General features: G+C 70.1%; 27 protein-coding genes. 12 read left to right on the forward strand and 15 right to left on the reverse strand.

Annotated elements, in window-relative coordinates; all coding sequences use genetic code 11:
• Window positions 1-7 precede the first annotated feature (7 nt).
• The gene (locus ACIBP6_RS19635) at window positions 8-925 is read left to right on the forward strand and encodes an AraC family transcriptional regulator (RefSeq protein ID WP_397053954.1); all 918 of its coding nucleotides are present in this window, start codon (window positions 8-10) and stop codon (window positions 923-925) included.
• A gap of 127 nt (window positions 926-1,052) precedes the next feature.
• Here ACIBP6_RS19635 and ACIBP6_RS19640 read toward each other — a convergent pair whose 3' ends face one another.
• The 4 genes from ACIBP6_RS19640 to ACIBP6_RS19655 all read right to left on the reverse strand — a co-directional run bounded on the left by ACIBP6_RS19640 (window position 1,053) and on the right by ACIBP6_RS19655 (window position 4,909).
• Window positions 1,053-2,297, reverse strand: coding sequence for an FAD-dependent oxidoreductase (locus ACIBP6_RS19640; protein WP_397053956.1), 1,245 nt, complete (start codon window positions 2,295-2,297; stop codon window positions 1,053-1,055).
• Window positions 2,298-2,645: 348 nt separating this feature from the next.
• Window positions 2,646-3,491 carry an alpha/beta fold hydrolase gene (locus tag ACIBP6_RS19645; protein ID WP_397053957.1) on the reverse strand — a complete coding sequence of 282 codons (846 nt, stop codon included), beginning with the start codon at window positions 3,489-3,491 and terminating at the stop codon, window positions 2,646-2,648.
• The gene (locus ACIBP6_RS19650; protein WP_397053958.1) at window positions 3,488-3,640 is read right to left on the reverse strand and encodes a hypothetical protein; all 153 of its coding nucleotides are present in this window, start codon (window positions 3,638-3,640) and stop codon (window positions 3,488-3,490) included. Before ACIBP6_RS19650 ends, ACIBP6_RS19645 begins: the two co-directional genes overlap by 4 nt.
• 417 nt (window positions 3,641-4,057) lie before the next feature.
• Window positions 4,058-4,909 (reverse strand): helix-turn-helix transcriptional regulator, encoded by an 852-nt coding sequence (locus ACIBP6_RS19655; RefSeq protein ID WP_397053960.1) that lies wholly within the window; start codon window positions 4,907-4,909, stop codon window positions 4,058-4,060.
• Between the two features lie 56 nt (window positions 4,910-4,965).
• Here ACIBP6_RS19655 and ACIBP6_RS19660 point away from each other — a divergent pair, with 56 nt between their 5' ends.
• The gene (locus ACIBP6_RS19660) at window positions 4,966-5,250 is read left to right on the forward strand and encodes a hypothetical protein (protein ID WP_397053961.1); all 285 of its coding nucleotides are present in this window, start codon (window positions 4,966-4,968) and stop codon (window positions 5,248-5,250) included.
• 29 nt (window positions 5,251-5,279) lie between these two features.
• On the opposite strand, the gene ACIBP6_RS19665 is transcribed toward ACIBP6_RS19660, so the two are convergent.
• The 8 genes from ACIBP6_RS19665 to ACIBP6_RS19700 are packed head-to-tail and all read right to left on the reverse strand — an operon-like array spanning window position 5,280 to window position 12,264.
• Entirely contained in the window at window positions 5,280-6,182 is a 903-nt protein-coding gene (locus tag ACIBP6_RS19665; RefSeq protein ID WP_397053963.1) for an amidohydrolase family protein, read from the reverse strand.
• Window positions 6,179-7,354 (reverse strand): VWA domain-containing protein, encoded by a 1,176-nt coding sequence (locus tag ACIBP6_RS19670; RefSeq protein ID WP_397053965.1) that lies wholly within the window; start codon window positions 7,352-7,354, stop codon window positions 6,179-6,181. Before ACIBP6_RS19670 ends, ACIBP6_RS19665 begins: the two co-directional genes overlap by 4 nt.
• The gene (locus ACIBP6_RS19675) at window positions 7,347-8,222 is read right to left on the reverse strand and encodes an AAA family ATPase (protein ID WP_397053967.1); all 876 of its coding nucleotides are present in this window, start codon (window positions 8,220-8,222) and stop codon (window positions 7,347-7,349) included. The genes ACIBP6_RS19670 and ACIBP6_RS19675 overlap by 8 nt, the downstream gene beginning before the upstream one ends.
• The gene (locus ACIBP6_RS19680) at window positions 8,219-8,521 is read right to left on the reverse strand and encodes an EthD family reductase (protein WP_132616938.1); all 303 of its coding nucleotides are present in this window, start codon (window positions 8,519-8,521) and stop codon (window positions 8,219-8,221) included. The genes ACIBP6_RS19675 and ACIBP6_RS19680 overlap by 4 nt, the downstream gene beginning before the upstream one ends.
• Window positions 8,515-9,537 (reverse strand): xanthine dehydrogenase family protein molybdopterin-binding subunit, encoded by a 1,023-nt coding sequence (locus ACIBP6_RS19685; RefSeq protein ID WP_397053969.1) that lies wholly within the window; start codon window positions 9,535-9,537, stop codon window positions 8,515-8,517. The genes ACIBP6_RS19680 and ACIBP6_RS19685 overlap by 7 nt, the downstream gene beginning before the upstream one ends.
• Before the next feature lie 2 nt (window positions 9,538-9,539).
• Entirely contained in the window at window positions 9,540-10,943 is a 1,404-nt protein-coding gene (locus ACIBP6_RS19690; RefSeq protein WP_397053971.1) for a xanthine dehydrogenase family protein molybdopterin-binding subunit, read from the reverse strand.
• Window positions 10,940-11,428 (reverse strand): (2Fe-2S)-binding protein, encoded by a 489-nt coding sequence (locus ACIBP6_RS19695; RefSeq protein ID WP_397053973.1) that lies wholly within the window; start codon window positions 11,426-11,428, stop codon window positions 10,940-10,942. Before ACIBP6_RS19695 ends, ACIBP6_RS19690 begins: the two co-directional genes overlap by 4 nt.
• Before the next feature lie 32 nt (window positions 11,429-11,460).
• Window positions 11,461-12,264 carry an FAD binding domain-containing protein gene (locus ACIBP6_RS19700; protein ID WP_397053975.1) on the reverse strand — a complete coding sequence of 268 codons (804 nt, stop codon included), beginning with the start codon at window positions 12,262-12,264 and terminating at the stop codon, window positions 11,461-11,463.
• 100 nt (window positions 12,265-12,364) lie between these two features.
• On the opposite strand from ACIBP6_RS19700, the gene ACIBP6_RS19705 reads away from it, so the two are divergent.
• Window positions 12,365-13,042 carry a GntR family transcriptional regulator gene (locus tag ACIBP6_RS19705; RefSeq protein ID WP_397053977.1) on the forward strand — a complete coding sequence of 226 codons (678 nt, stop codon included), beginning with the start codon at window positions 12,365-12,367 and terminating at the stop codon, window positions 13,040-13,042.
• 76 nt (window positions 13,043-13,118) lie between these two features.
• Here the strand turns inward: ACIBP6_RS19705 and ACIBP6_RS19710 are convergent, their stop codons facing one another.
• A complete protein-coding gene (locus tag ACIBP6_RS19710; protein ID WP_397053979.1) occupies window positions 13,119-14,063 on the reverse strand; it encodes a LacI family DNA-binding transcriptional regulator in 945 nt (314 codons plus the stop codon).
• A gap of 164 nt (window positions 14,064-14,227) precedes the next feature.
• Here ACIBP6_RS19710 and ACIBP6_RS19715 point away from each other — a divergent pair, with 164 nt between their 5' ends.
• Genes ACIBP6_RS19715 through ACIBP6_RS19735 form a run of 5 tightly spaced genes read left to right on the forward strand, consistent with a single transcriptional unit; the run spans window position 14,228 to window position 18,917 of the window.
• Window positions 14,228-15,019 (forward strand): ABC transporter permease, encoded by a 792-nt coding sequence (locus tag ACIBP6_RS19715; protein WP_397053981.1) that lies wholly within the window; start codon window positions 14,228-14,230, stop codon window positions 15,017-15,019.
• The gene (locus ACIBP6_RS19720) at window positions 15,016-15,807 is read left to right on the forward strand and encodes an ABC transporter permease (RefSeq protein ID WP_397053983.1); all 792 of its coding nucleotides are present in this window, start codon (window positions 15,016-15,018) and stop codon (window positions 15,805-15,807) included. The genes ACIBP6_RS19715 and ACIBP6_RS19720 overlap by 4 nt, the downstream gene beginning before the upstream one ends.
• On the forward strand, window positions 15,804-16,781 hold the full coding sequence (locus tag ACIBP6_RS19725; protein ID WP_397053985.1) for an ABC transporter ATP-binding protein: 978 nt from the start codon (window positions 15,804-15,806) through the stop codon (window positions 16,779-16,781). Before ACIBP6_RS19720 ends, ACIBP6_RS19725 begins: the two co-directional genes overlap by 4 nt.
• A gap of 13 nt (window positions 16,782-16,794) precedes the next feature.
• Complete coding sequence (locus ACIBP6_RS19730) at window positions 16,795-17,847, forward strand: PotD/PotF family extracellular solute-binding protein (RefSeq protein WP_397053987.1); 1,053 nt, start codon at window positions 16,795-16,797, stop codon at window positions 17,845-17,847.
• A complete protein-coding gene (locus ACIBP6_RS19735) occupies window positions 17,844-18,917 on the forward strand; it encodes an adenosine deaminase (RefSeq protein ID WP_397053989.1) in 1,074 nt (357 codons plus the stop codon). Before ACIBP6_RS19730 ends, ACIBP6_RS19735 begins: the two co-directional genes overlap by 4 nt.
• Window positions 18,918-19,011: 94 nt before the next feature.
• On the opposite strand, the gene ACIBP6_RS19740 is transcribed toward ACIBP6_RS19735, so the two are convergent.
• On the reverse strand, window positions 19,012-19,728 hold the full coding sequence (locus tag ACIBP6_RS19740; RefSeq protein WP_397053990.1) for a DUF6082 family protein: 717 nt from the start codon (window positions 19,726-19,728) through the stop codon (window positions 19,012-19,014).
• A gap of 284 nt (window positions 19,729-20,012) precedes the next feature.
• Between ACIBP6_RS19740 and ACIBP6_RS19745 the strand changes: the two genes are divergently transcribed.
• From ACIBP6_RS19745 to ACIBP6_RS19760, 4 genes are all read left to right on the forward strand, one after another.
• Entirely contained in the window at window positions 20,013-20,264 is a 252-nt protein-coding gene (locus tag ACIBP6_RS19745; RefSeq protein WP_397053992.1) for a hypothetical protein, read from the forward strand.
• Between the two features lie 24 nt (window positions 20,265-20,288).
• The gene (locus tag ACIBP6_RS19750) at window positions 20,289-20,621 is read left to right on the forward strand and encodes a hypothetical protein (RefSeq protein ID WP_397053994.1); all 333 of its coding nucleotides are present in this window, start codon (window positions 20,289-20,291) and stop codon (window positions 20,619-20,621) included.
• A 281-nt stretch (window positions 20,622-20,902) separates the two neighbouring features.
• Complete coding sequence (locus tag ACIBP6_RS19755; protein ID WP_397053996.1) at window positions 20,903-21,280, forward strand: hypothetical protein; 378 nt, start codon at window positions 20,903-20,905, stop codon at window positions 21,278-21,280.
• A 320-nt stretch (window positions 21,281-21,600) separates the two neighbouring features.
• Window positions 21,601-22,617 (forward strand): NAD(P)H-dependent flavin oxidoreductase, encoded by a 1,017-nt coding sequence (locus ACIBP6_RS19760; protein WP_397053998.1) that lies wholly within the window; start codon window positions 21,601-21,603, stop codon window positions 22,615-22,617.
• A 226-nt stretch (window positions 22,618-22,843) separates the two neighbouring features.
• Here the strand turns inward: ACIBP6_RS19760 and ACIBP6_RS19765 are convergent, their stop codons facing one another.
• Entirely contained in the window at window positions 22,844-26,290 is a 3,447-nt protein-coding gene (locus ACIBP6_RS19765) for a phosphodiester glycosidase family protein (protein WP_397054000.1), read from the reverse strand.
• Between the last annotated feature and the right edge of the window lie 15 nt (window positions 26,291-26,305).

The following is a 26,305-nucleotide window of genomic DNA, read 5'->3' on the forward strand; positions in this document are numbered from 1 at the left end:
GGCTGGCATGGATCTGATCAGCGAGGTGATTCGCACCGTGCGCGTGGGCAGCGCGGGCGCCCGGCTGATCAGACAGACCGACCGGCGGGGCATCCGGTTTTCCGCGTTCACCGGCAGCGGTTTCCACATCGTCCGCCGCGGCACGTGCTGGCTGATCACCGAGCACGACGAGCCGGTCAGGCTGGGGCCGGGCGACGTCGTGCTCAGCTCCTCCGGCGCTGCGCACGGCCTGGTCGTGACGCCGCGGGCCCTGGCGGACCTGCCGGAGATGGAGTTGGGGCCGTTCCCGCCGGAGCAGGGCCCGGCCGACTTCGAGTTCCTGTGCGGCGCCTACCGGCTCGAGCACGGTATGGCGCCGCAGTACCTCCGCGCGCTGCCGGACCTCATCGCGGTGTCGCCGGACTACGAGCGCAGCCCGCGACTGCGCGCGCTGGTCGACCTCCTGGCCGCGGACGTGACCGGAAGGGAGCCGGGCACGGGCGCGACGGTGCCCGCGCTGCTCGACCTCGTTCTGGTGGAGGTGCTGCGTCAGTGGCACGACGAGCACGACGGGCCCGACTGGCCGTGGGACGACGACCCCGAGATCGCCGCCGCGCTTGGCGCGATCCATGAGGACCCGCGGCGGCCATGGACGGTGGACCAGCTGAGCATGAGCGTGGGCCTTCCGCGCACGGCGTTCTCCCGCCGCTTCGCGACGGTGGTCGGAGTGCCGCCGATGAAGTACCTGACCATGTGGCGCCTGGGCCGCGCCGCGATCCTCCTGCGCGAGTCCGACGCGCCCCTCGCATCGATCGCGCGGCAGGTCGGATACTCCACGGAGTTCGCCTTCTCGGCCGCGTTCCGTCGCGAGTACGGGACGTCGCCGGGCGGTTTCCGCCGGACGCCGGTCATGCTCGCCGGGCGGGCCTCATCCGGCGGCCACTGACCCACCCGGTTCATAGCGCTGCGCCTGCGCGACGCCTGAACCAAGGTGCGCTCGATCTCAGGTCAATGGTCGGTACCGTTGTGGCATCCGGGCTCGTAGAGTTCAGACGCGTCAGATGTGAGTCGTGTCATGGACACCGATCATGCCCTGCATGGTGTAAATATTCGCGCGCGTGGCTTGAGCTGGGCTTCTTCGACCGAGCGCCGACGAGACCGGGCCGGCGGCGTCCTCCACGTATGCGCACATGCCGCTTGACCTGCATGCATGGAATTATCGGCAGGCGCAATGTCGCCGCACTACGCACCGCCCTGGACGGAAGCGGTCCCGGGTCAACGGTCCCGCCCGTTCCGCCAGGCCGATGTCCGCAGGGCTCATTCCGGCGATCGATCGCTCGTTGGACGAGTACTTTACCCTTCGCCCGCGCCACGATGACGTCGCCGACCGCGCGGGCCTGGTATTTGCCCTGGTGGGTCAGCAGAACGCGCCGGTTGACGTCGCCCACGGCGTACAGCCACCCGTCACCGATCGGCGCGCCGTCCTCCCCGACCACTCGCAGCGTGTCGTCCACCGTGAGCCAGGCACCCAGCGTCAGACCGACGGCGCCGAGACCGATGTCCTGGGTGTTCGGTATCCGGCCGATCGCCACCAGAACCTCGTCGGCCTCGACCTGCTCGCCGTCGGTCATCGTGACGTGCACCGTTCCGGCCTCGTCGCGGTATACCGATGCGGCCTCCGCATCGAGGCGTACCGACACACCGGCCTCTCGCAACGACTCGGTGACTCGCTCGCCGACGAACGGCTCGGCGGACGGCAGCACCCCGTCACGGGCCAGCATCGTCACCGAGGCCCCCAGGGCGGCGAAGGCGGTGGCCATCTCCGGCGCCACCACGCCACCACCGGTGATCGCGAGCCGGTCGGGGACCGCGTTCGCGGCAGCCGCCTCCCGGCTGGTCCACGGCGCGGCCTCGCGCAAACCGGGAACCTCCGGCAGCAGCGCGCCGCTTCCGGTCGCGATGACCACCGCATACCGGGCCTTTAACGTGACGGGGACGCCGTCGTCGCCGGTCACCTCGACCACGCCCGCGGATACGATCCGGCCCTGACCACGGGGCAGAGCGATCCCGGCCGAATCGAGCCAGCCGACCTGACCGTCATCCTTCCCATGCGAGGCGAAGGAATCCCGGCGGCCCAGCACCGCGGCCATGTCGAGACCACCGGTCACCGCCTCGCGCGCTCCCGGCACCTGACGCGCCGCCCGCAAGGCTGCCGCGCTGCGCAGCAACGTCTTGGTCGGTGTGCAGGCCCAGTAGGAGCATTCCCCACCGACGAGTTCGCGCTCGACGATGGCGACGCTGAGCCCGCCCTGCACCACCCGGTCGGCGACGTTCTCCCCGACCGGGCCTGGCTGCCTCGATGGCCGCTTGCGGGTTGGTGATGAACCCCATGTCGCCGTGCGCGATGAAGAAGTCCGGATCTGCGCTGTCGAACACGATCACCCGGACATCGTTGTCGTGGCGCACCCGGGCGACAAAGGCACGCAGTGACGGCACAAGGGTGCCGTCTGCCAGGTTCAGCGGCGGGTTGTCGATGGTGACGATGGCGACGCCGTCGGAGATGGCGACCCGGATTCCAGCCAGCTCTTCTATGTCATGATCAGGTTTTTTCTGTGTGCAGGCCCGAGCGGCTGAGCCGGGCCCGATAGACGGAGTGGATCATCCGCTCACGCGACGATGGCAGCGGCGAGTTCGCGCGGCCGGGAGGCGAACGGACTGTGGTCGCCGGGGAGAGTGCGCACGGTGAACGCGTTGTCGGGGAAGGACTTGTCGGCTTCCGCGATCATTAGATCCTGCGCCGCCGGTGTCAGAGCCCGGTCCTGCGCGCATCGCAGGAAGGTCCGCGGTATCCGCCCCCAGCGTGGCGCAGTCAGGGTGATTGGAGTCAGGGGGATGGCCAGCGGCAGATCGGGGCTCAGCGCGGAGCGCCAGCGGTCGAAGCGGTCTGCAGGCGTGGCGTGGTAGTAGGTTTCCCTCAGTCCCTCTACGTAGGTGGGGTCTGGTGACAGCGGATTGATGCGGAGGGCGCCGATTGCTTCAAGATCACCGAGGTACGCGTCTTGACCGGACGCGGTGGCGTTCTCCGGCGAGCCGAAGTAGTCGATGAACCTCGGCCGTCCGGCGGGGACGAACGCGGACAGGTAGACGAGTCTGTCGACGAGTTCGGGCGCTCGCTCCGCGGCCAGGGAGGCGGGGCCGCCGCCGGCGCTGTGCGCGACAAGTACAACCGTGTGGTAATGGCGTACCTGACGCAAGATGGTCACGACCGCGTCGGCGCAGGCGTCCATCGTCACGCCGGCGATCGGTGACTTCTCGGTCAGCAGACCAGGCTGGCCGGGCAGCAGGTACCCGGACGGCAGTTGCGCGTCGAACCCGTGCCCGGGCAGGTCTACAGCCACGCTGGCCGCACCCAGTTCGGCGATCGCCCGCTGTGCCGGCGCCCACTGCGCTGAGCTGTGCCAGGCTCCGTGTACGAAGACGTAAACGGTGCTGTGCAAAGAAGATTCCGTCATGGCTGCACGGACCTGAGCCGGTCGAGCTTCGAAGCCATGGTGAACATCACAAGGGCCCAGACGATGGCGAACGCGAACCGGACGAAGTACAGCCGCCGCAGGTTAGAGGCCGTCCCGGTGGCATCGGACGGAGCAGCGATGGTGCTCACTTTGATCCTTTAGTAGATGTTCGAAGCTTGCGCGAGACTGAACGTTCTGCTCCGCAGCCTGGCAAGAACATCGCCGCCTGTCAAGACAGAACGTTCTATTCACAAATAGTGCCATGGGACGTACGATACCGAACGTTCTGTCTTAGGATGTAGCCTGTGCAGACCCCACGGCTCGCCAACGGATCAGGACACTGATCGGGGGTGGCCGAGCTCCTCGGTGACAAATCCCGGGCCTCACGTGTCAGAGGCAACTGACCCCGGGTGCCCCTCTGTTCAGGAGACTTCGCCGACTGGCCCGGCTACCTCGCCCTGCTCGCCCAGGCCGTCGCCGTCGGCGGCAGCCGGCGCTGCCGCTTGCGAACTTCACAGCCCTGCCGTCGGGTCCGTGCTGCCCGACGGCGCCCGGACGATCGTCTGTCAGGAAAGACGCCACAGGTCGTTACGCGAAGTGATGCCCTTCTTGGCGAAGATCTTGCGCAGGTGATATTCGACGGTGCGCGGGCTGAGAAACAGGCGTGCGGCGATCTCCCGGTTCGTCAGGCCCTCACGGGCCAGCATCGCGATCTGCGTCTCCTGCGGCGTGAGCTCTTCGCTGGTCTCGACGTTGCGCTTGCGGGCGGTCGCACCGGTGGCCAGCAGCTCGCGCTCCGCCCGGTCGGCGAAGCCTTCCATGCCTGCCGCGGTGAACAGCTCGAACGCGGTGCGCAGGTGCTCGCGCGCCTCGATGCGGCGCCGTTCGCGGCGTAGCCATTCGCCGTACAGGAGGTGGGTGCGGGCGAGGTCGGCGCGCATGCGGGTACGGGAGAGTCGCTCGATCGCCTCCCGGTAGCGGCGGTCGGCCTCTTTGTCCTGGGCCAGCAGGGCCCGCGAGCGGGCCTCGATCCCCAGGGCCCAGTCGGTGCCGCCGGCCTGCGTGGTCTCGACGAGCCGGCCTAGCGCCTGCGCGGCGAGTTCGCGATCGCCGCAGCGGGTGGCCAGCTCGACCAGCTCGGCCGGGCCCCACGGTCCCAGAACGCCGGGCAGGGGCTGGTAGGCGCACGCGCGCTGGGCGGCGTCCAGGGCTTCGGCGTACCGGCCGAGGCCGTTGAAGTGCACGGCCAGGAGCCACTGGGCGAGCGCGAGCTGGCCCGCCTCGCCGCGCGATGACGCCTCGGCCAGCACGGCGTCGGCGAGCGGTTCGACCTCCTGGTGCTTGCCCCGCCACACCGTGAGGGCCAGGGCGGTGCCTGCCTGCACCAGGAAGCCGTGGCGTCGAGCGGGCGATCGCATGAGACCTTAGGAGTACCGCCCATGACCACCGCGCCGGCGAACATCCCACTGCGGGCATGCACGACGACGCCGCCCTGCCGGCCGGGGAACTGGCCGCGACCGAAGGGCCGATCGTGCTGCTCGGCCACTCCGACGGGGGCATCCCGATGACCGGGGCCGCCACCGGCGCGCGCAACGTCGAGCGGCTGATCTACCTGGCCGCGTCTGCGTGCGATCGCGCGAGAGGCCATCGGAGACAGCACCGGTGGCCCGGTTGCGCGAGTATCTACCGCCGGCCCTGCGGATCGCAGGCACCCGGCTGGCATCTCGGCGGGATGGAGGTTCCCTGTCGCGGAATGTGAGGCGTCACCAGCGGTGCGGCGCAGTCGATTCACAGGCGGTAGGTCCGGGTGGCCGTTGTGGTGAAGACGTCCCGGATCTCCTCCGCGGATCGGCTGGAGAGCACGTCCTGCCACGTGGAGACGAGGGTGGGCAGGTCGGTCCAGAGTTTCTCGATCGGGAAGTTGCTGCCCCACATGCAGCGGCGGGAGCCGAACAGGTCCAGGCAGGTGGCCGTCACCTTCTCGATCAGCGGCCGGTCCACGCGACGCACGAAGGTCCCCTGACCGGTGAGTTTCACCACGACGTTGGGCCGCTCGGCCAGGAGCCTCATGCCGCGGGTCCACTCGGCGAGGGCCGCCGGCCCTGAGCCCACCGGCATCCCGGCGTGGACGAGCACGAAGGTCACGCCGGGGAAGTCCTCCACGAGGACGGCGGCGTCGGCCATCTGCGCGGGGAACACCTGGAGCTCGAACAGCCAGCCGAGGTCGGCGAGCGCGGCGATGTTACGCCGGAAGACGGGGTCCTTCATCCGGTCGGGGGCGGAGGCGAAGCGGAACTCCGGCCGGTCGTGCCAGTGCAGTTGCAGGCGGGTGCCGCGGACGAGCGGGGTGATGGCGGCCTGCTGGCGCATGACCTCGACCGCATCCTCGTCGAACAGGTCGGCGGAGCCCACCACGGCGGTGGGCCAGCCGGTCTCGGCGTGTACGTCGCGGAGCCACCGCACCTCGTCCACGCAGCGGTCGAGCGGCCAGTTGGCCTGGACGTAGACCGCCGAGGTGATGCCGCAGGCGGTGGCCTCCGCGGCGTACTCGGGCGCGAGATAGTCACGGCGGATCGGCTCGTACGGGCCGAAGATGCGCGGCACCATCTCCCCCTGCAGCCAGGGAAGGTCGGCGGCGCGCCAGATGTGGTGGTGGGAGTCGACGATCCCGTGGGAGAAGGAGGAGGTCATCGGGTTGTTCCCCTGGGTCGTGGGTCGGACCGGCGCCTCGCCGTGAGGTGGCGGGGGCCGGACAGGACGGCGGGGAGGCGGCGGACCTCCTCCAGCGCGGTGCGCAGATCCCGGACGCCGCCGAGGTGGTCCAGGCTCGGGAGCTGGGCGGCCATGGCGCGGGTGACGGGGCGGTAGGTCGGCGAACAGGCCAGCGGGGACCACCAGACGAGCCGGTGGCCGAGCCGCGACAGGCGGGCCGTGGCGCGCACCATGGGGGCGTGGTCGCCGCGTTCGAGCCCGTCGGACAGCACGATCACGAGCGCTCCGCGGGCGAGCGCCACGAAACGCGGGTTGCCCAGGAAGCGTTCCAGTGCCGCGCCGATCGCCGTACCGCCGTCGGCGTCCGTGACGAGCCTCGACACGGCTTTCAGCGCCTGGCCGGCGTGCGGGTGCGCGAGCGCGGCGGTGATCCGGGTGAGCCGGGTGCCGAAGGTGAACACCTCGGTACGGGCCGGCGCCGCGCGCAGCGCGGTGTGCGCGGCGCGGAGCAGGTCCGGGGTGTGCTGCCGCAGCGAGCGGGAGACGTCGATGAGGATCAGCAGCCGGCGCGGACGCGGTGGGCGGGCGAGGCGGCGCAGCTGGATGATCTCTCCGTCGTGGCGGAGGGCTCGACGCCACGCGTGCCGGACGTCCAGCCGGTCACCCGACCGGGCCGGGCGGCGCCGCCGTGACGGTACGGCGGGCAGCACGGCGGGCCAGGCGGCTTCGAGCGCGCGCATGAACGCGGCCTCGCCGGTCCGGCCGAAGTCGCGCGTGCCGTAGGTGCTCAGAGCGCTGGCCTCGGCACCGTGGCCCGGCCGGGCCTCGCGGGGCGGCGGGTCGTCCTCGCCGGGTCCGCCGGGGGACGGCACGCCGCCGTCGTCCGCTTCGAGCGGCGGGTCGGCGGGCCCGGGGCCGCCCTGCCGGAACCAGACGTCGAAAACGCGGTCGAAGGCGGGCAGGTCGTCCACGTCCTGGAGCAGGGTGATCCGGGCGTACCAGTACAGCGTGGACAGGTCGCGCGGCGGGGTCTCGGCGATCGTCCGTAGCAGGTCCGCCCGCTTGGTCGGCGCGGCGGGCACGCCCGCGCCGCGCAGCGCGGTCAGGAACCCCCACAGGTGGTCCGCGGCGAGCACGACCGGGTCAGGCATCGCCGAACACCTCCTCAGCGTGTGCGAGGAGCAGCCTGGTGTCCTCCTCGTCCTTGATCAGCAGGCCGAGCGCCCGGCGCAGTGCCACGGGCCACGGGCTGCCGCCCTCGGCGAGCGCCATCGCACCGCGGCCCCATTCCACCGACTCGGCGATGCCGGGCCGCTTGAGCAGCGGGAGCCGGCGTACCCGCTCCACCGCCGCCACCAGCCCCTCCGCCGCCTGTTCCGCCAGCCCGGGAACCGCCGTGCGCAGGATCGCCCGCTCGCGGTCCGGCTCGGGGAAGGAGATCCAGTGGTAGAGGCAGCGCCGCTTGAGCGCGTCGTGCAGTTCGCGAGTGCGGTTGGAGGTCAGCACCACGATCGGCGGCGTGCGCGCCCGTACGGTGCCCAGTTCCGGGATCGTGATCTGGAAGTCGCCCAGGAACTCCAGCAGGAACGCCTCGAACTCGCTGTCGGCCCGGTCGATCTCGTCGATCAGCAGCACCGCGCCGCGCTCGGCCTGCACGGCGCGCAGCAGGGGCCGGCGCAGCAGGAACTCCTCGCGGTACAGGTCGCCGACGTCCTGGCCGCGGCTCTCCGCCACCCTGACCTGGAGGAGCTGCTTGGGGTAGTCCCACTCGTACAGGGCCTGGCCGGAGTCCAGCCCCTCGAAGCACTGCAGGCGGATCAGGTCCAGGCCGGTGACGCGCGAGAGCACCGAGGCGACCTCGGTCTTGCCGACGCCCGGCTCGCCCTCCAGCAGCAGTGGCCGGCCCAGCCGCAGCGCCAGGTGGATGGCGGTGCACAACCCCTCGTCGGCGAAGTAGCCCTGTGCCTCCAGCGCGGTGGCCAGCTCACGCTCGCGCAGGAGGCCGGGCGCGGTGGTCACAACTGTTCGTGTTCGGTGGTCAGCAGGTGGACGCGCTGGGAGGTGTGCGCGGCCGCGTCGGCCGCCGCGGCCTTGCCGTGCTCGGAGCCGAACGCGGCCGCCCGGGCGTCCTCGTCGTCGAAGTACAGCTCGTTCACCGAGTCGTACGCGCCGCCGTCGCCATTGGTCACGCTCACCGTGTACTTCCGCAGGCCGGGCAACTTCTGGGCGAACTCGACGTGGTCCTCCAGCACCCACTTCGCGAACTCCTCGTGGGACAGGCCCTCGGCCCGCTTGAGCAGCGAGATGACTTTCAGCATGGTTCCTCCTCAGATTTCCGGCGCAGGGCGTCCAGCCCGCGCAGGACACGCTCGGGGGTGAACGGCATCGAGTCCAGGCGTACGCCGCACGCGTCGAAGATCGCGTTGGCGATGGCCGGGATCGGGGCGTTCGCCGTCATCTCGCCGATCCCCTTCGCGCCGTACGGCCCGTTCGCGGCCGGGCGCTCCAGGAACAGGCTGTGCTGGACCGGGATGTCGGCGGGCCCGGGCATCAGGTATTCGGCGAAGTCGCGCGGCCCGTGGTCGCGCGACGGGTAGTAGGGCTCGGTGGTCTCGAACAGGGCGTGCGACACGCCCATCCAGGCCCCGCCCTCCACCTGCTGCGTCGCCATGGCGGGGTTGAGCGCCCGGCCGACCTCGTAGGCGTTGTACAGCTCCAGCACCTCGACCACGCCGGTCTCGTCGTCCACCTCGACGACGGCGGCCGTGCACGCGTGCGCCTGGCAGGAGTCGGGGTCCATCTCCCCCGTCTCGGGCACCGGCGCGCTCGGCTCCTTGAGGTAGATGCCGCGGCCGGAGATCGTCCGACCGTGCTTGAAGTGCGCGGCCAGCGCCAGGTCGGTGATGTGGATGCCCTTCTCCTCGGCGCCCTTGAGCCTGATGAAGCCGGTGCCGTCGGTCTCCAGGTCCGCGGCGTCGACCTCCAGTTCCTCGGCGGCGACCTCCAGCATCACGGCGCGCGCCTCGGCCGCGGCCATGATGACGGCGTTGCCGACGCGGTGGGTGCCGCGGCTGGCGAAGGTGCCCATGCAGTGCGGGCCGGTGTCGGTGTCGGCGGTGTCGACGAGCACGTTCTCGATCGGCAGGCCGAGCGTCTCCGCGGCGCACTGGGCGGCGATCGTCTTGATGCCCTGGCCCAGGTCCACCGAGGACAGCGAGATCACGAACGTGCCCGTGGTCGTGGCGTGGATCAGCGCCTGCGAGGGGTCGCCGCCCAGGTTCATGCCGGTCGGGTAGTTCACCGAGGCGTACCCGCGCCCGCGGAGCTTCGCCATCGCTACAGCCCTTCCCGGGTCGTGGAGGACATGCGGCGGTACGCCTCGGGCAGCTCGTGCCCGGCCAGCTCCGCCGCCTTCTGGATCACTTCGACCAGGGCCGTGCCCTCGGCGACCTTGCGGTGGGCCTTGAGGTCCCCGTCGCGGTAGGCGTTGAGCAGCCGCAGCCGCAGCGGGTCCAGGTCCAGCGCGCGGGCGATCCGGTCCATCTGCGACTCCAGCGCGAAGTCGGCGATGGTCACACCGAAGCCCCGCATGGCGCTGGACGGCGTGCGGTTGGTGAACACGCAGTGGCAGTCGGCCCACACGTTCGGGATCGAGTAGGGGCCGGGCAGGTGCGCGGCGGCCTTCGTGGTCCCGTACGGGCTGTGACGGGAGTACGCGCCGGCGTCGACGTACAGCGTGACCTTGCGGCCGATGATCCGGCCGTCGTTCATGACCGCGTCCTTGATGATGATGCGCTCAGCGGCGCGCGGCGAGGAGACCTGCATCTCCTCGGCCCGGTCGTAGACGAACTTGACCGGGCGGTCGGCCAGCGTCGCGGCCACGCACGCGACCGGCTCGACCACCACGTCCACCTTGCCGCCGAAGCCGCCGCCGACCGTCCCGCCGACGATGCGTAACGTGTTGAACGGCGTCTGCAGGATCAGGGCGGTGTTGTCCAGGGTGAAGAAGCACGCCTGGGTGTTGGAGTGGATGCGCAGCCGCCCGTCGGCCTGCGGGACGACGACGCAGCCGGTGGTCTCGACGGGAGCCTGCTCGATCGGCGCGGACTGGTAGCGCCACTCGAAGACGTGGTCGGCCCGCGCGAACGCCTCCGCCACGTCGCCGAACCGGATCCGCCGGCAGTGGTGGCCCTCGTAGCTGAAGTGGTTCTGCCCGTGGTACTCGTTGACCAGCGGCGCGCCCTCCTTCAGGGCCTCCTCGACGTCGAAGACCGGCGGCAGGTCCTCGTACGTGACCTTGATCCGGGCCGCTCCCTCCAGCGCGGCCGCCTCCGTCTCGGCGACCACGGCGCAGATCGGCTCGCCGAGGTAGCGCACCTTGTCCACGGCCAGGACGGGCTCGTCGTCCGGCTCGACGCCGATCAGCTTGAGCGGGGTGTAGAGGTTGTTGGGGATGTCGGCGTGGGTGAGGATCCGCAGGACGCCGGGCACGGCCACGGCCTCGGTCAGGTCCACGTCCAGGATCCTGGCGTGGTGCCGGGCCGAGCGGTGCATCTTCAGGTGGGCGAGCCGTGGCGGGGCCACGTCCTCGAAGAACTCGGTACGCCCCGTGACGTGCCCGCGCGCGTCGGAACGCTGGACCACCGAGCCGATGACGGTGAGGTCACCGGCGTCCGTACCCGAGGCGGCCCGTTCGGCGGTGAAGGTGCTCGTGTCGATCGGGGCGAGCCGGTACGTCATCGCGACACCACCTGCTCGCGGCGGCGCCTGGCAGCCTCGAGGATGGCGATCACGATGGGGCGGTAGCCGGTGCACCGGCAGACGTTGCCCGAGATCGCCTCGATGACGTCCTCCTCGCTCGGCTCGGGGTTCGCGTCGAGCAGCGCCTCGGCGACCATGATCATGCCGGCGGTGCAGAAGCCGCACTGGGTGGCGAAGCAGTCGACGAAGGCGCTCTGCACCTCGTCCAGCTCACCGCCGGCGGCGACCCCCTCCAGTGTGCGGATCGAACGGCCCGCGACGGTCTCCACCGCGACCAGGCAGGAGGCCTCGGGCCGCCCGTCGACCAGGACGGTGCAGGTGCCGCAGGCGCCCTGCGCGCAGCCCCGCTTGGCCGCGGTGAGTCCGAGCGACTCGCGCAGGCTCGCGAGCAGCGTGGCGCCCGGCGCGGCGATGAACTCCCGTTGCTCGCCGTTGACGACGAGCGAGACGATCTGTGACGGCACGGTCCACCTCTTACTGATGCTGGTGACTGCTGCTAGGAGAGGAAGGCTCGGCGCAGATGCACGGGCAGGACCCGCGCCCGGTACCACGCGCTGGCGTAGGCGTCGTCGAAGGGGTCGATGTCGCCGCGGGCCGCTTCGCCCGCCTCGGTGAGGACCTCGTGGGTCAAGGGCCGGCCGCGCAGCAGGCGCTCCGCCGACACCGCGCGCACCGGGCGTGACGCGACGCCGCCCAGCGCGATCCTGGTGGAGGCGACCATGCCGCCGTCGGCGCTGGTGACGGAGGCGACGGTCACGATCGCCGCCGAGTTCAGGCGACGGCGCATGGCCTTGTGGTAGTACCAGGTGCCCGGCTGGGGCAGCACGACCCGCACCGCCACCACGACCTCGCCCGCGGCGACCCCGGATGCCAGCACGTCGGCCACCGGTGCGGCGCGCCGGCCGGCCGGCCCGGCGATCTCGCACGTCGCGTCGAGGGCGAGCAGGCAGACGGCCAGGTCGCCGTACGGCTGGGCGACGAACAGATTGCCGCCCACGGTGGCCTGGTTACGGAGGGTCGGAGAGGCGATCGTCCGCAGCGCCGGGCGCAGGAACGCGAGCTCCGGCTGCTCGCCGACGGCGGTGAACGTGGCCGCCGCCCCGATCGTGGCCACCCCGTCGCGCACCTGCACGCCGTCCAGCCCCGCCCGGCGCAGGCTGACCAGCTCCGTCACGGGCGCGGCCCCGCTGTTCACCAGCGGCATCACGACGGTGCCGCCCCCCATGACCCAGCCGCCCCCCGCCAAGCAGTCGACCGCGGCATCGGCTGATTCCGGAACGTGCACCGCGCAGATCACCATGTGCGATCCTCCTCGGTGAGGCGTATTATCGATAATTGATTATCGACCGAAGAGCGTCAAGCGATCTGATAGGACAATCGATAATCGCTAGGATCACCTCATGACCGAAGAGCCCGCCAAGTTGCCACGTCTCACGCTGGCGCGGCAGATCCGCGACTCGCTGGTCGCCAGCATCGTGTCCGGCCACTTCGGCCCCGGCGAGCGGCTGGTGGAGACGCGGCTCGCGGCGACCTACGGCACCAGCCAGGCACCCGTACGCGAGGCGCTACGCGAGCTGGAGGCCATGCGCCTGGTGGAGACCCAGCCGCGCCGCGGCACGTTCGTGCGGCCGTTCGTCCAGGAGACCCTGCGCGAGAGCTACGTCGTACGGGCGGCGCTGGAGGAGACCGCCACCCGGCTCGCCCTGCTGGCCGGGACCGTACCGGTGGAGGCCATGCGGGCGGACGTGGCGGCGATGCGGGCCGCCGCAGAAAGCGGCGACGGAGAGGCGTCGGCGCGCGCCAGCGTGTCCTTCCATCGGCGCATCGTCGAGGCCGCGCACAACGAGCTGCTCAAGCTCACCTGGGAGAGCCTGCAGATCGAGGCGCGGACGGCGGTCACGATGGTCGCCACCGAGGTCGACCTGCACGACGTCGTCCAGGACCACGCCGAACTGCTGGCGGCGATCGAGGACGGCGACCTGGAGGTCGCGTGCCGGCATGCCCGCGACCACCAATGGCACTACGCCGACCTCCCGCACGACGCCCACGGCCGCACCCGCGACTCCGCCGCGGGCTGACCGCGAGCCCGCGACACTTCGTCGGCCGCCGGCCGTGGGCTGATTCCGTCCGGTGGTCGCCCCGCGCGCGGAGCGCCTAGCTGATCGGGACAGCGAGCCGGCGCCTGGTAGGCGGTGGGAGCTCCCTGCGCTCTCCGAGGAGGGTCATGAGCTGGTCCATGGCCACCTCGCCGAGCTTCTCGCCGTCCACGTCGATCGAGGGCACGTCGCCCAGGGCGAGGCTCTCGACGACCATCCGTTCCGAACTGACCACGACATCGCGGATGCCGCGGCTGAGCAGGGCGAACATGAGGCCGAGGCCGATCGAGGTCGCGTAGGGGACCACGGCTGTGGCGCGGGCGGCCACCACGGCGTCCGCCCGCTCCACGCCGGCGGCGAACGTCGAGGGGTAGGGGCCGAGCATGGTCAGCGTCGCGCCGCTCGACTCGGCCGCGGCGCGGATGGCCGCCTGGCGCTGGCGGTCCTGCCAGGACCCCTCCGGGCCGCCGATGTAGACGATGCGCTCGTGGCCCTTCTCGACGAACCAGCCGACCAGCGCGCCGAAGGCGGTGGCCGTGTCGGCGACCGCCGAGGTCATGCCCTCGATCTCGCGGTCGATGAGCACGGTGGGCTTGAACGACGCGGCCGAGCGGACGATCTCGTCCGAGCCTCGGGGCGCGGCCAGCAGGAAGCCGTCGACCTGGTGCGCGAGTTGCTCGACCGCGGCCAGTTGGGCCGCGTGCTCCAGAGAGTGCACCGCGATGGTCAGCTGCATGCCCGAGTCGGCCGCGCGCGCCTGGGCACCGCCGATGATCGGGGTGAAGAAGGTGTTGTCGAGCGTGGGCACCACGACAGCGACCACTCCGGTCCGCCCGCCGGCCAGCTGGGTGGCCGCCCGGTTGGGGACGAATCCGAGCCGCTCAGCGGCTGCGCGGACGCGGGCCACCGTTTCCGGCGCGGCCAGGTCGGGCCGGCCCAGGGCGCGGGAGGCCGTCGCCTTGGAAACCCCGGCCAGCGCGGCGACGTCCGCGAGTGTCGGCACCGATCCTCCTTCAGTCGTTACACGGAATTCACACGGGCGTTTGTGCGCCAGGCCGCTCATAATCTATGGTCAGGCTCTCGGAACCGGTTCCACAACCGGTTCCAGCCAAGCGTACGCCACTGAGAAAGGACGCCGACATCTCCCGCAAATCGGCCCTTCTGCTGGTGCCTGGTCTCGTCCTTCTCCTGGCAGGTTTCCTCATCCCCTCCGCCGCGATGCTCTTCGCGCCGCCGGACGTGCCGACCACCGAGATCTTCGCGCGCCTGGGCGAGATGCTCAAGGATCCCTATGACCTGGAGGTGATCGGGCGCACGGTCGGGCTGGCCCTGGCTGTCACGATCATCTGCGTCGTCCTCGGTTTTCCCATCGCCTACTGGCTGGCCCGCTCGCCGTCGCGCTGGAGCGGGGTCTTCCTGGCGGTGGCGATCTTCCCCTTGATGCTGAGCAACGTGGTGCGGACGTTCGGCTGGCTGGTGATCCTCGGCTCCAAGGGGGCGCTCGGCCAGCTGCTCGTCCAGCTCGGCATCGTCGACGTGGCGCCGCAGTTGCTCTACACCAAGCTCGCGATCGTCCTCGGCCTCACCCAGTTGTTCCTGCCGCTGGCGATCATCTCCTGCTACTCGGCCGTCGCCCAGGTCGATCCCGGCCTGGACGACGCCTCGCGCGGGCTCGGCGCGAGCAGGATCCGCACGATGTGGAACGTCGTCATCCCCCTGACCATGCCGGGCATCGTGGTGGCCGCCACCCTGGTCTTCGCGGGGTCCGTCACCGCCTACACCACGCCCTACCTGCTCGGCGGATCCAGCCAGCGGATGCTGTCCACGCAGCTCTTCAATTACGCGAGCACCACGCTCGACTGGGCCTCCGCCTCGGCGACGGCGCTCATCATGACGGTCCTGGTCTTCCTGATCTCCGGGCTGTCCTCGCTGATCGGGCGGAAGGGGGCCACCTCATGAAGCGGCCCATCACAGCGGCGCTCGCGGTCATCGGCTACGTCATCATGATCGTGCCGATCATCTTCGTGGTCGCCACCGCCTTCACGGCGGGAAACGTCCTGAGGTTTCCGCCCGACGGGATCTCGCTGCGCTGGTTCGACGAGGCGCTCGGCTACGAGCCGTTCGTCGAGGCCACGATCTCCAGCCTGGAGCTCGCCGTGCTCGCCACCGCGCTCGCGCTGCTGATCGGCGTGCCTGTCACGCTCGCCATCCACCGTGGCAAGCTCCCCGGCAAGGGCCTGGTGGAGGGGCTGTTCCTGTCACCGCTCATCGTCCCTGAGCTGGTCGTCGGCCTCGCGCTGTTCCAGCAGCTGATGATCGGCATGGACCTCGACAACTTCAGCACCCTGCTGGTCGGGCACACGGCGCTGATGCTGCCTTACGCGGTACGCGTGACCGGCGCCTCGCTGGCGCTGGCCGATCCCGCGCTGGAGGAGGCCGCCCGGGGTCTCGGCGCCTCGCCGGTGCGCGCGTTCTTCAACGTGACGTTGCCCGTCCTGCGTCCGGGGATCTTCTCCGCCGCGTTGCTCAGCGTGGTCACGTCCTTCAACAACGTGCCGCTGTCGCTCCTGCTGCAGGGGCGCGACTTCCGGACGCTGCCGGTGACGATGCTCGACTACGTGCAGCAGTCCTATGACCCGATGGTCGCCGCCGCTTCCACCCTCATCCTGGCCGCCACCGTGGTCATCGCGGTGGTCGCCGAGCGCACGGTCGGATTCGCCAAGATCTTCGGAGGGATCAACCAATGACCGCCGCCGCCGAGTTGATCGGAGTCACCCAGAGGTTCGGCGCCTTCACCGCCGTCGACGAGATCGACCTCGCCGTGCCGTCGGGGAAACTGACGACGCTGCTGGGCCCGAGCGGCTGCGGCAAGACCACCACGCTCAGGATGATCGCCGGCTATTCGGCACCGACGTCGGGGACGATCCGCATCGACGGCGTCGACAGTACGCGCACGCCCCCGGAGAAGCGGAATCTGGGGATGGTCTTCCAGTCGTACGCGCTGTTCCCCCACATGACCGTGGCGGACAACGTCGGTTACGGGCTCAAGCTGCGCAAGGTGCCGGCTGCGGAACGGCGGTCAAGAGTCATGGAGACGCTCGAGCTCGTCGGGCTCGCGCACCTGGCCGACCGCAAGCCGAAAAAGCTCTCCGGCGGGCAGCAGCAGCGGGTGGCACTGGCCAGGGCGATCGCGATCAGACCCAAGCTCCTGCTGCTCGACGAGCCGCTGTCCAACCTCGACGCCCGCCTGCGCATCCAGATGCGGGCCGAGATCAGGCGCATCCAGGCCGAGACCAAGCTGACCGTCATCCTCGTCACCCATGACCAGGACGAGGCCCTGGAGATGTCCGACGAGATGGTCATCATGAACGAGGGCAGGATCGTGCAGCAGGGCTCTCCTCAGCAGGTCTTCCCTCGCCCGGCTGACCGCTTCGTCGCCGAGTTCCTCGGCTACGAGAACTTCCTCACCGCGGCCGACGGCACCCCGCTGACCATCCGGCCCGAGCATCTGCGCATCGCCGACAAAGGTCACGGCCTTGACGCGACGGTGGTCGACGTGGCCTTTCGCGGCGTCGACCTGCTGGTCTCGCTCGACGTGGTGGACCCGTCCGGCGCGACCGTCAGGCTGCTGGCCGACGTACGCGGCGACGCCACGCCGGCACCCGGATCGAGCGTCACGGTGATCGCGCCGGACGACCATCTGGTCTCTCTCCCCCGCTGAAAGAAGGAACCCCATGCCCACGCGCCGTGCCGTACTGGCCGCTGCTCTGACCGTTCTCGCCGCAGCCGGATGTTCCGGCACGGGCTCCGGTGAGAACCAGGCCGATCAGCAGACCATCGTCGTCAGCACTTTTCCCTTCGGGGTGAAGGAGTTCGAGCAGGCGGTCGTCACTCCGTTCACCGAGAAGACGGGGATCAAGGTCGAGCTGGACACCGGGTCCAACGCCGACCGGCTGTCGAAGCTGAAGCTCGCCAAGGGTGAGCCGGAGGCGGACGTGGTGCTGATCTCCGACTACTTCGCCGCGCTCGGTCAGAAGGACGGCCTCTTCCAGAAGGTCGACGTGCCCAACATGAAGGAGCTCGCGCCGTTCGCGACCGAGGGCGCCTACGACGGGCCGGCCTACACGCACCAGCTGAACGGGATCATCTACAACACCACCAAGCTCAGCCAGGAGCAGGCCGCCGACTGGGGGCTGTTCGCCGACGCGGCGAACAAGGGAAAGGTCGCGCTGCCCGATATTTCGGTGACCGCCGGACAACTCATGATCTCCGGGGTGGGTGAGACGTACGGCAAGGGCCCCTACGACATCGACACCTCGCTGACGACCCTGGCCGGCTGGGCGCCGAACGTCCTGCAGTTCTACACCTCCACGACCGAGGTCACGAACCTGCTGGCCCAGGGCGAGATCGTCGCCGCCGACGCGCTGAGCGGCTTCGCCACCAAGCTCGTCACCTCGGGCGAGCCGATCGCCTGGACGGCTCCCGCCAAGGGCCGCTACATGGCCACCAACCGGGCGATGATCCCCAAGGGCGCGCGCAACCAGCAGGGAGCGGCGACGTTCATCGACTACATGCTGTCGGCCGAGGCGCAGAGCGCCACGGCGAAGGTCGTCGGTGACCTTCCCACGAACCCGAAGGCCGAGATCCCGGCCGACATCGCCGAGGTGACGGGCGAGGCGGCGAAGGACCCCGTGGCCGCCGGGTTCAAGACCCTCGACCCCGCCCAGCTCGTCGACACCCGCACCACCTGGGTCGAACGCTTCACCCGCGAGGTGGCCGGCAAGTGAACCTCGCCCTGATGCCCAAGGTCGATCTGCACTGCCATCTCATCGGCACCGTGCGCGCCTCGACCTTCGCCGAGCTGGCCAGGCGTGAGGGGCTCGACCTGCCCGACACGCCCGAGCGAATCTACGCGGACGTGAACTCGCTTCCGCCGGACCCGGCGCTCTACCTGAACACCCGGATCCCGGTTCCCCAGGGCAGGAGCGCGGACGAGCCCGAGGTCTCCTACTCGCTGTTCCAGGTGTCCTCGTGGGTTCTCCAGGTCCTGCGCGACGCTGACGATCTCACCAGGATCACCTATGAGGCGTTCGAGGCCGCCCACCGGACCAGCGCGACCAGGCATCTCGAGCTCTCCTTCGACGCGCTGACCGAACATCAGGAGAAGCTCGGCTACGCCACGGTGATCGAGGCGTACGCCGAGGGCATCAGGATGGCCGAACGCGACTTCGGCATGTCGGGCAGGCTCATCGCGGCCGTCGACCGGAGCAAGTCGGGCGAGGAGGCGCTCTCCTGGATCCGTACGGTGGTGGACAACCCGCACGACTACGTGGCCGGGATCGGGCTGGACAACCTGGAGACCGCCGGCCCGCCCGAGCGGTTCGAGGCCGCCTTCCGGCTGGCTGGTGAGGCCGGGCTCCGCCGTACCGCTCACTCCTCCGAGCACGCGCCTGTCGCCGCCAACACTCTCACGTGCCTCGACGTGCTCGGGTGCGACCGGATCGACCACGGCTACTTCGTCCTCGAGGACGACGAGGTCGTCGCCAGGGTCAGGGATGAGCAGATCCCGTTCACCGTCATCTCGACCACCTCGCGGCGCTCGTGGCGGCCGTGGCGGCGGGCGTCGATCGCGGCGATGCTCGACGCCGGGCTCAACGTCATTCCCGCTTCCGACGACCCTGGGATGTTCCCGACGTCGTTGGCGAACGAGTATCGGATCCTCTCCGACGAGCTCGACGTGCCGGATGAGCGGCTGCGTGCGATGGCGCTGGCCGGGGTGGAGGCGTGCTGGCTGCCGGAGCCCGAGAAGGACGCCCTGCGCAAGCGCTTCGAGAGAGAGCTCGCGAGCTTGGGGTGAACGGGATACTGCGTTCGGCCGGCGATCACGAGGCGGTTCGCCCCCACGGACACCATTGACTGAACGCCGAGCGATCGGCCGGCCCCATGCGGGTTCATCGTCGCTTGCGCTGCCAGATCAGTATGGCGAGTTCGATGACGGCAACTACGCCCAGCACTGTGGTGCTGATCGACGCGGACTTGGCCTGTCCGGTCGGCCTGACGACAGGACGGGGGGCGACGGCTTCTGCTTTTCTCAGCTCTTCGTCAAACATGCGAACGAACTTTCGCTGACGTCGAGTCGCAGTGTCTCGGTGGCCGATTCCAATCTTCCGCCAGTATTCTCTTCCTGCTTCGCCTCGGAAGAGCCCACGGGCAACTCGTCTCACGTCGACTTCGTTAAGCTGCCGAAGGTCGTACATCGTCCCCCAGTGAGATATCCACTGGTTGGTAAGGAACCTCAGTTGCACGTCGAAATCATCATCAGGCCCTCGCCACAGCCCTCCCGACGCTTGTGTGAAAGGTGGATTCTCGATAGAGAGACGAGCGATTTCGAAGTGCCGGGTTCGTAGGGCCTGAAGGCCCGCGATACGAGTGGCTCTCGCTTGCATGGCGACGGAGACGACGACTCCGGCGAGGGCTGCTGCGCTGATCAGAGCAGCGACCGGCCCGTAAGCCTGTCCAACCTCGCTTAACAGCGTCCACCGCTGGGCAGGAGCGAGTTCGGCAACGCTGCTCAAGGCGATCGGAGACAGAAGGAGGGCGCTCCCGGCAGCAACAGCGAAGACCATGACAAACGCTGAGACAGCTGCTCGTGATACCCATTTCGGCATGTCACGCTCCTCTTGAATGTTGAGATGACGGTATTGACGCCGCCTTACTGCCAACAGGCCATGACTTGGCGCACAGAACGAACCCTTCGAGGGTCTCCTTCGCATGTCAGCAGCTGGCAAGCATCTCCGTGAGAGCATCCTTCTCAGCCTGCAGGGCGGCCAGGCTCGGAACAAGCCTGGAAGCCGCATCGCGCCCGGATCGGGTCAATGGTCGTCCGGTCCCTCCCTGCACAACTCCCGCACTCGGTTCTGCCCCCTGGCGGCCTGTCCTCTGCCGTTGCCACTTGCGCGTCCAGCGCTACCTGCACTGGCCGGGCAACGCGCGAATCCGCGCGGTAGCGATGTTCGGCGGGCAGAGCACGCGCCTCGCCCCGGACGTCGTCGTGCACCTGGGCGCCATGAGCGAGATGCTCACCGTAGGCACGGTGGTCGCGGCGCTGTACTTCGTCATCTCGATCCTGGCCAACCGCAACCTCACCAGCAGTGACCGGCCAGCTCGTCGCCACTCCGCGACCTCGGGTTCCTGGCGGACCTGAGCGGCGGCGATGTCGGTCACCGGCGTGACCTCCCGGAAGTGGGACTGCAGCGAGAGCTTCGGCAGCTGCTGGCCGCGTGATGACGTGGTGGTCGAGGCGACCACCGAGGACGAGGCCATCGCGGTGATGGACGCGGCCCTACGGGCCTTCGCCGCCTCGCCCGACATCGAGGACGGTCGGTCGACCCCGCAGGAGTACGCGACCCAGGACGAGCCGATCATCATCGGGGCGAACGACCCGGGATCAACGGCGTGCCGAATGTCGGCGAGGTGCGCGGCCACTACGGCATCACGCCCGGCTGACACCGCCAGTACCTGCGGCCGGGAGGCCCCGGTCGCCTCGGCGGGGAAGCAGTGAGCTGGTCGGCCGGTCGAGGACGCGGGGCCGCTACGGCAACGGGAGCCGTCAGTCCCGCGCCGAGGCCCACATGCGGCGACCGTCCGGGGGACAGTGGCCGGGGACCACGCTGGCGCTCACCTGGAGGGCGCGACCGTTCCCTGTTTCCGTCAGTCGAAGCATTTGTGGGTAGTAGTACGCATTCGCCCCCAGTGCGCCTTTCTACACAGAAAGGGACATTTCGCCCATCTAGGTTGAAAGTGCGCCAAGGACATGGCGCACACACCACAGGGGGAAATGACATGCACAAGATCATGCGAGGGCTCGCCACCGCAGCCGCCACCATCGCCGTCGCGGGCGGCATCCTCGCCGCCACCGGAGGCGCCGCATCGGCCGCCACCACGACCACCACCGTGGCGGCCGCCACGACCGCCACCGTCACCGTCGCCCAGTACGGCGAGCGCTTCCGCTTCGACGGACACCGCTACTACCGCTGGGACGGCAGCCGTTGGAGGATCGTCTCCTTCGACTACGCCCGCCGCCACGGCTTCGACCACAACCGCCACGACCACGACCACCACTACGACCGGCGCGACCACAACCGCCACGACCGCGACCGCCGCGACCACAACGACCGCGACCGCCACTACGACCGTGACGACCACCGCGACCGGCACTAGACCACCCGTCGCCGACGCGGCATGAGCAGAGAACACGGCGACCGGCCCGGCGATCACCACATCGCCGGGCCGGTCCGCTTTTCGCCACCGGAGACCACCGGCGGGAACCTCGATGACGGCCTGCGTGACACCCGGGACCCGGCCACCGACACGCCGGCCGTGGCCTGCGCCGCCCCGACCGGAGCAGATCGTCACCTCTGGTCTCAGGAACGAGCCACCTTTCCAGCAGGACGGCCTCTACCGGAAAGCTCGCCGGAGCGTATGGGCAATCCGCCGAGCAGGCACCACGATGGGCGGAGAACTCGAGGAAGGACGCCTCCATGTCCGTGCTGTCCACCAGACTTACGGCGAGGTACGCCACCCCGTACCCGTTCGCCTGCGCTGGAATGGCCTTCGTGGGTGAGACGCCCGATCTGCCCACGGCGGTCACCAAGGCGGGCGGCATCGGCGCGATCGGAGCCGCGCTCATGCCCCCCGACCAGCTCCGGGAACTCATCCGCGAGGTCAGGAACCGGACGGGAGGGGCGCCGTTCAACGTCAACCTCATCACCTTCTTCGGCACCGCCGAGCAGATCGCGGTGTGCGCGGAGGAGCGCGTGCCGATCGTCTCGTTCCACTGGGGTCATCCGCCCGCGGACTGGTTGAAGCCGCTGCACGAGGCCGGGGTGTCGGTGTGGGAGCAGATCGGCTCCGCCGACGCCGCCCGGCTGGCCGTGGACGACGGGGCCGAGGCCGTCATCGCCCAGGGCTGGGAGGCCGGCGGGCACAACTACGGCGGCCTGCCGACCATGGTCAACGTGCCCGCCATCGTGGACGCCGTGGGCGAGCGCGCGATGGTCCTGGCCGCGGGCGGGATCACGGACGGGCGGCAGGTCGCCGCCGCCCTGTGCCTGGGGGCGGACGGGGTGTGGGTCGGGACCCGGATGGTCGCCTCTCGTGAGGCCCGCGTGCATCCCGAGCACCACCGGCGGCTGCTCGCCGCCACGGGCGACAGCTCGGTGCTCACGTCGATCTTCGGGCCGGAGTTCCCACAGTTCAACCCGATGCGCCTCCAGCGCAACCGCGTGGTGTCCGAGTGGGACGACCGGCCGGCGGAGATCCCGGCAGATCTCGATTCCCTGGAACGGGTCGGCAGTACGGTCGTGCAGGGCGAGGAGACGGCGATGCGCAAGTTCGGCCTGCTGCTGCCGGTTCCGGAGACGGAGGCCGACTGGGAGGAGATGCCCTGGCTGATGGGACAGGGCGTCGGCCTGGTCCACGAGATCAAGCCCGCCGCGGAGATCGTCAGAGACATGATGGAGCAGGCCGAACGGGTGCTGACCGGCTTCCGAGCCTGACGAGGGCCGCGGAGGCCCGCGGAGGGCCGACCGCTCGGAACCCGATCCGAAGGTGGGGCGGAGCCCGGCCGCGGAGCCGTGGAGATCAGCCGGTCGCGGACGGCGGGGCCGTCATCGCGTCGTGGCCGAGCGGCTTTTCCGCCCTCAACGAGGCAGGCCCGCGACGGATGCCGCGGGCCTGTCTGGGTGGGCGAGTGATGTCACGCGCGGGTGGGCGAGGTGATGGTCATCTTCTGCCGCGTACGACCTGGATGGTCTTCGACGTCGTGATCGGCGCGAGCGAGCTGTCGTCGGTGTAGGGGCGCATCGACTCGTTCGTCACCGTCACGGTCACCGTGCCGCGGTTCAGGGCGGTGAGCGTACGGGTCTGCGGGTCGAGGATGGCGACCTTGCCCTTGCGGCGGGCCGACTCGACGGCGTCCTTCCCGCTGCCGATCGCCAGGTTGGACGAGCCGCTCCAGTCGACCGACATCGGGTACCGCAGCGGCACCACGCGCGTGCCCGCCGAGACGCCCTCCGGCTGGACGATGCTGCCCGAGAGCTGCGCCGTCTCGTTCACCTCCAGCGAGTCCGGGGTGTCGAGGGTGACGGACTGCGCGAAGGCGCGCACCTCGGCCTCGAGCCACTGCTCGTCCGCGTCCTGCCGCGGGTCGACGGACCAGTCGACCCAACCGGTGAAACCGCCCCGGTCCGGGGTGCCGTACGGGTCCTTGCCCGACGAGGGCAGCACCATGTACGGGACGCCTTCGACGCGGTGGACGTGGGCGATCTGGGCGTGCGATCCGAACATCGCGGCGCCCTTGCCCGTGGAGTCACGGAAGTCCGTGAGCATGTTCTCGATGAGCGCGACCTCGTCGCGGTCGCCGAGCTGGCTGGACTTCGCCTCGGCGGGGTCGTCCACCGGGTGGTGGGCGAACACCAGGACGTTGTGCACCGACCGGTCCTTCTCGGCGTCGGCGAGCGCCTCCTGCACCATCGGGAGCTGGTCCCACGCCGTCCCGCGCAGCGACCCGAGGGAGCTGGCGAGCAGGACGAACCGGGTGCCCTTGTGGTCGAACGTCCGGTACGGCCGGCCGAACTCGTTGACGAAGTTCGTCAGGTCGGACTGGGTGTTGTTGAGGCCGTAGGACTCGTGGTTGCCCGGCACGTAGTAGCAGGGGATCGAGCCGGCCTTCGGGTCCGGTGTGCTGTTCTCCGGCGGCTCCTGGCCGACCGGGACGAGGTCGCACCCCGCGTCGGTGAGCACCTGGCGGGCGAGCGCGAGGTCCTGCGGCAGGCCACGGTCGGTGACGTCGCCGTTGAGGACGATCAGGTCCGGCCTCGTCTGGCGGATCCGCTTGATGGCGGCCGTCGCGACCTGGGCCAGCGCCGGGTTGTCGGCGGTGAACTGCACGTCCGACAGCGTGGCGAACTGCCACGTGTCGTGGCCCTCGATCAGTGAGCCGTCGCCGGAGATCAGCGGGTCGGGCCGCAGGTCGGGCTGGGCGGGCAGCTCGATCGACGTCGGGATGTCGGCCTCGATGCGGTCCAGGACGAACGTGCCCGCCTTCTGCTGGGCGACGCTCGTGTTGATGCCCTGGAAGCCCGAGATCGAGATCGGGAACGCCGCGTTCGCCGGCAGCGTGAACGTCGCGTCCTGGTAGTCGTCGCTCGCGGTCAGGGCGGTGCCGTAGACGCCGCCGCCCTTGCCGTTCGCGTCGTTGTAGGCCAGGTAGGTCAGGCCGTTCGGCACGCTGATGCTCGACTTGATCCGCACCCGCACGCGCAGCGGCTGGCCGGGCACCGGGATCCGCAGCGCCGCCGACGCGGCCGTGACGCCCACGTTGCGCATCGCGTTGAAGTCGATCCGCAGGCCGTCGGGGTCCACCGAGAACGTCGTGGCCGCGGTGCTGTTGTTGCGCCAGCGGGCGAGCACGTCGTCGCCGAAGTCGTAGACCGTCGTGGTCTGGACGCCGACCGTGATCGGGAGCTGGACCGACGTGCCGCCGACCGAGACCGTGAGGATCGTGCCCCCGGCGGTGAGCGGGGTGATCTTCAGCTTGCCGTCCGCGGGCTGGATGTCGACGACGCCGTGGTCATAGTCGAGCGCGAGGTCTTGCGGGTCGATCGGGGCCGTGTAGCCCTGGTCGTCGCGGCCGGTCACGGAGACGGTGACCGCGTGCTCCGGCGTCGCGTCGGGGATCGACAGGCGCTGGGACGACAGCTCGACGCTGTTGACCGGGCCGAGGACGGTGACCTCCTGGCGCGCCTTCTCGTGGCCCACCTGCGCGTCGACCCTGATCCGGCCGTGCGCCTTGGCCGAGGCCGCGAGCGTGCCGCCCTTGACGGAGGCTCCGTGGGCGGACCACCGTACGGACTTCGGGTCGACCTCCACCGGCGTCTCGTGGTCGTCGACGCCCTGCGCGACGAGCGCGCGGTGCAGCCCTGGGAAGACCTTCACGCCGCCGTCGGCCGACGCCGCACCCGGCGCGGGCTTGACGAGGAGCCGGTGCAGCCTGCCGTCGCCCTTCGCGACGAACACTCCCACGCCGTTCGGGTCGTTGCGCTCCTGGCCGTCGGACGGGACGTTGCGGACGGTCGCGTCGTTCTCGCCGAGCGCGCGGGCGACCATGGTGGTCGAACCGCCGCCGTCGAGGTTGACCGCGGTCTCCACGCCCATCGCGACGAGGTCGCGCGCCTCCTTGTCGATGCCGACGCCGCCCTTGCCGGTGCCGCCCGGGCCGTCCCAGGTGGCGAGGACGAGCGTGCGACCGCCGTCCTTGAAGCCGAGCGCGGTGCGCGGGGCGATGGCCGGGTCGAGGCCGCCGACGACCTGGCCGCCGGAGACGATGGTGCCTCCGTGGCCGAGCGCGAACTTCATCGTCCTGGCGATGTCGTCGGCGAGCTCGTAGCTGAGCGTCACCGGGTCGCCGGGCTGCAGCGCGCGGATCGCGAGCGCCGCGGCGCCGCGGCCGACGAGCACGAGGCCGTCGTCCGGGATCGTTCCAGAGCCCGCGGGGCCGGTCGGCGTGACCGACACGACCGCGCCGTTCTGGACCAGGACTTCGGCGATCTGGTCGTTGCTCACACCGGCCAGGCCGCGGTTGCGGCTGTAGTCGCCCCACGCGGACGTGAACGCGATCAGGCCGTCCGCGGGGACCCCGCCGCCGTTCGCGGCGTTGATCGACAGGACGGTGTGGTCCGCGCCCGCGAAGTTCGCGGTCGCGTTGACCGTGAGGTCCACGAGCTGGGCGATGCCGTCGTTGCTGACGCCGACGTGCTGCCGGCCGCCGATGTCGGCGGTCTTGATCAGCTGCCCGTTCTGGACCTCGCCACCGAGCGCCGCGTTGGAGTTGCCGATGTCGAAGAACTCGCCGTTGACGCCCGCGACGGCGCCGGCCTTGTTGGCGGCCACGCTGAGCGGCCCGCCGAACGCGACCGGTCCGGCGGTCAGCAGGTCCGTGCCGACCGCGCCGTTGGACAGGTCCACTGTTAAGAACTGCGCGTCGTACCAGCCCTTCTGGTCGAGCGCCTTGATGTGCCGCAGGTCGATCCCAGGACCGATCTTCTCGGCCGTGTCGATCAACGGAATCCCGCCGGTGACCGGCGCGGGCTGACTGGTGTCCGCGTACGCGGCGGCGGGTGAGACCGCCAGCGTGGTCGCCGCGGCGAGCGCCACCATCAGTGGCTTCATATGCCGATGGTTCGA

Origin of the sequence: Nonomuraea terrae, from assembly GCF_044465245.1 — a bacterium.
In the GTDB taxonomy this organism is placed as follows: domain Bacteria; phylum Actinomycetota; class Actinomycetes; order Streptosporangiales; family Streptosporangiaceae; genus Nonomuraea; species Nonomuraea terrae.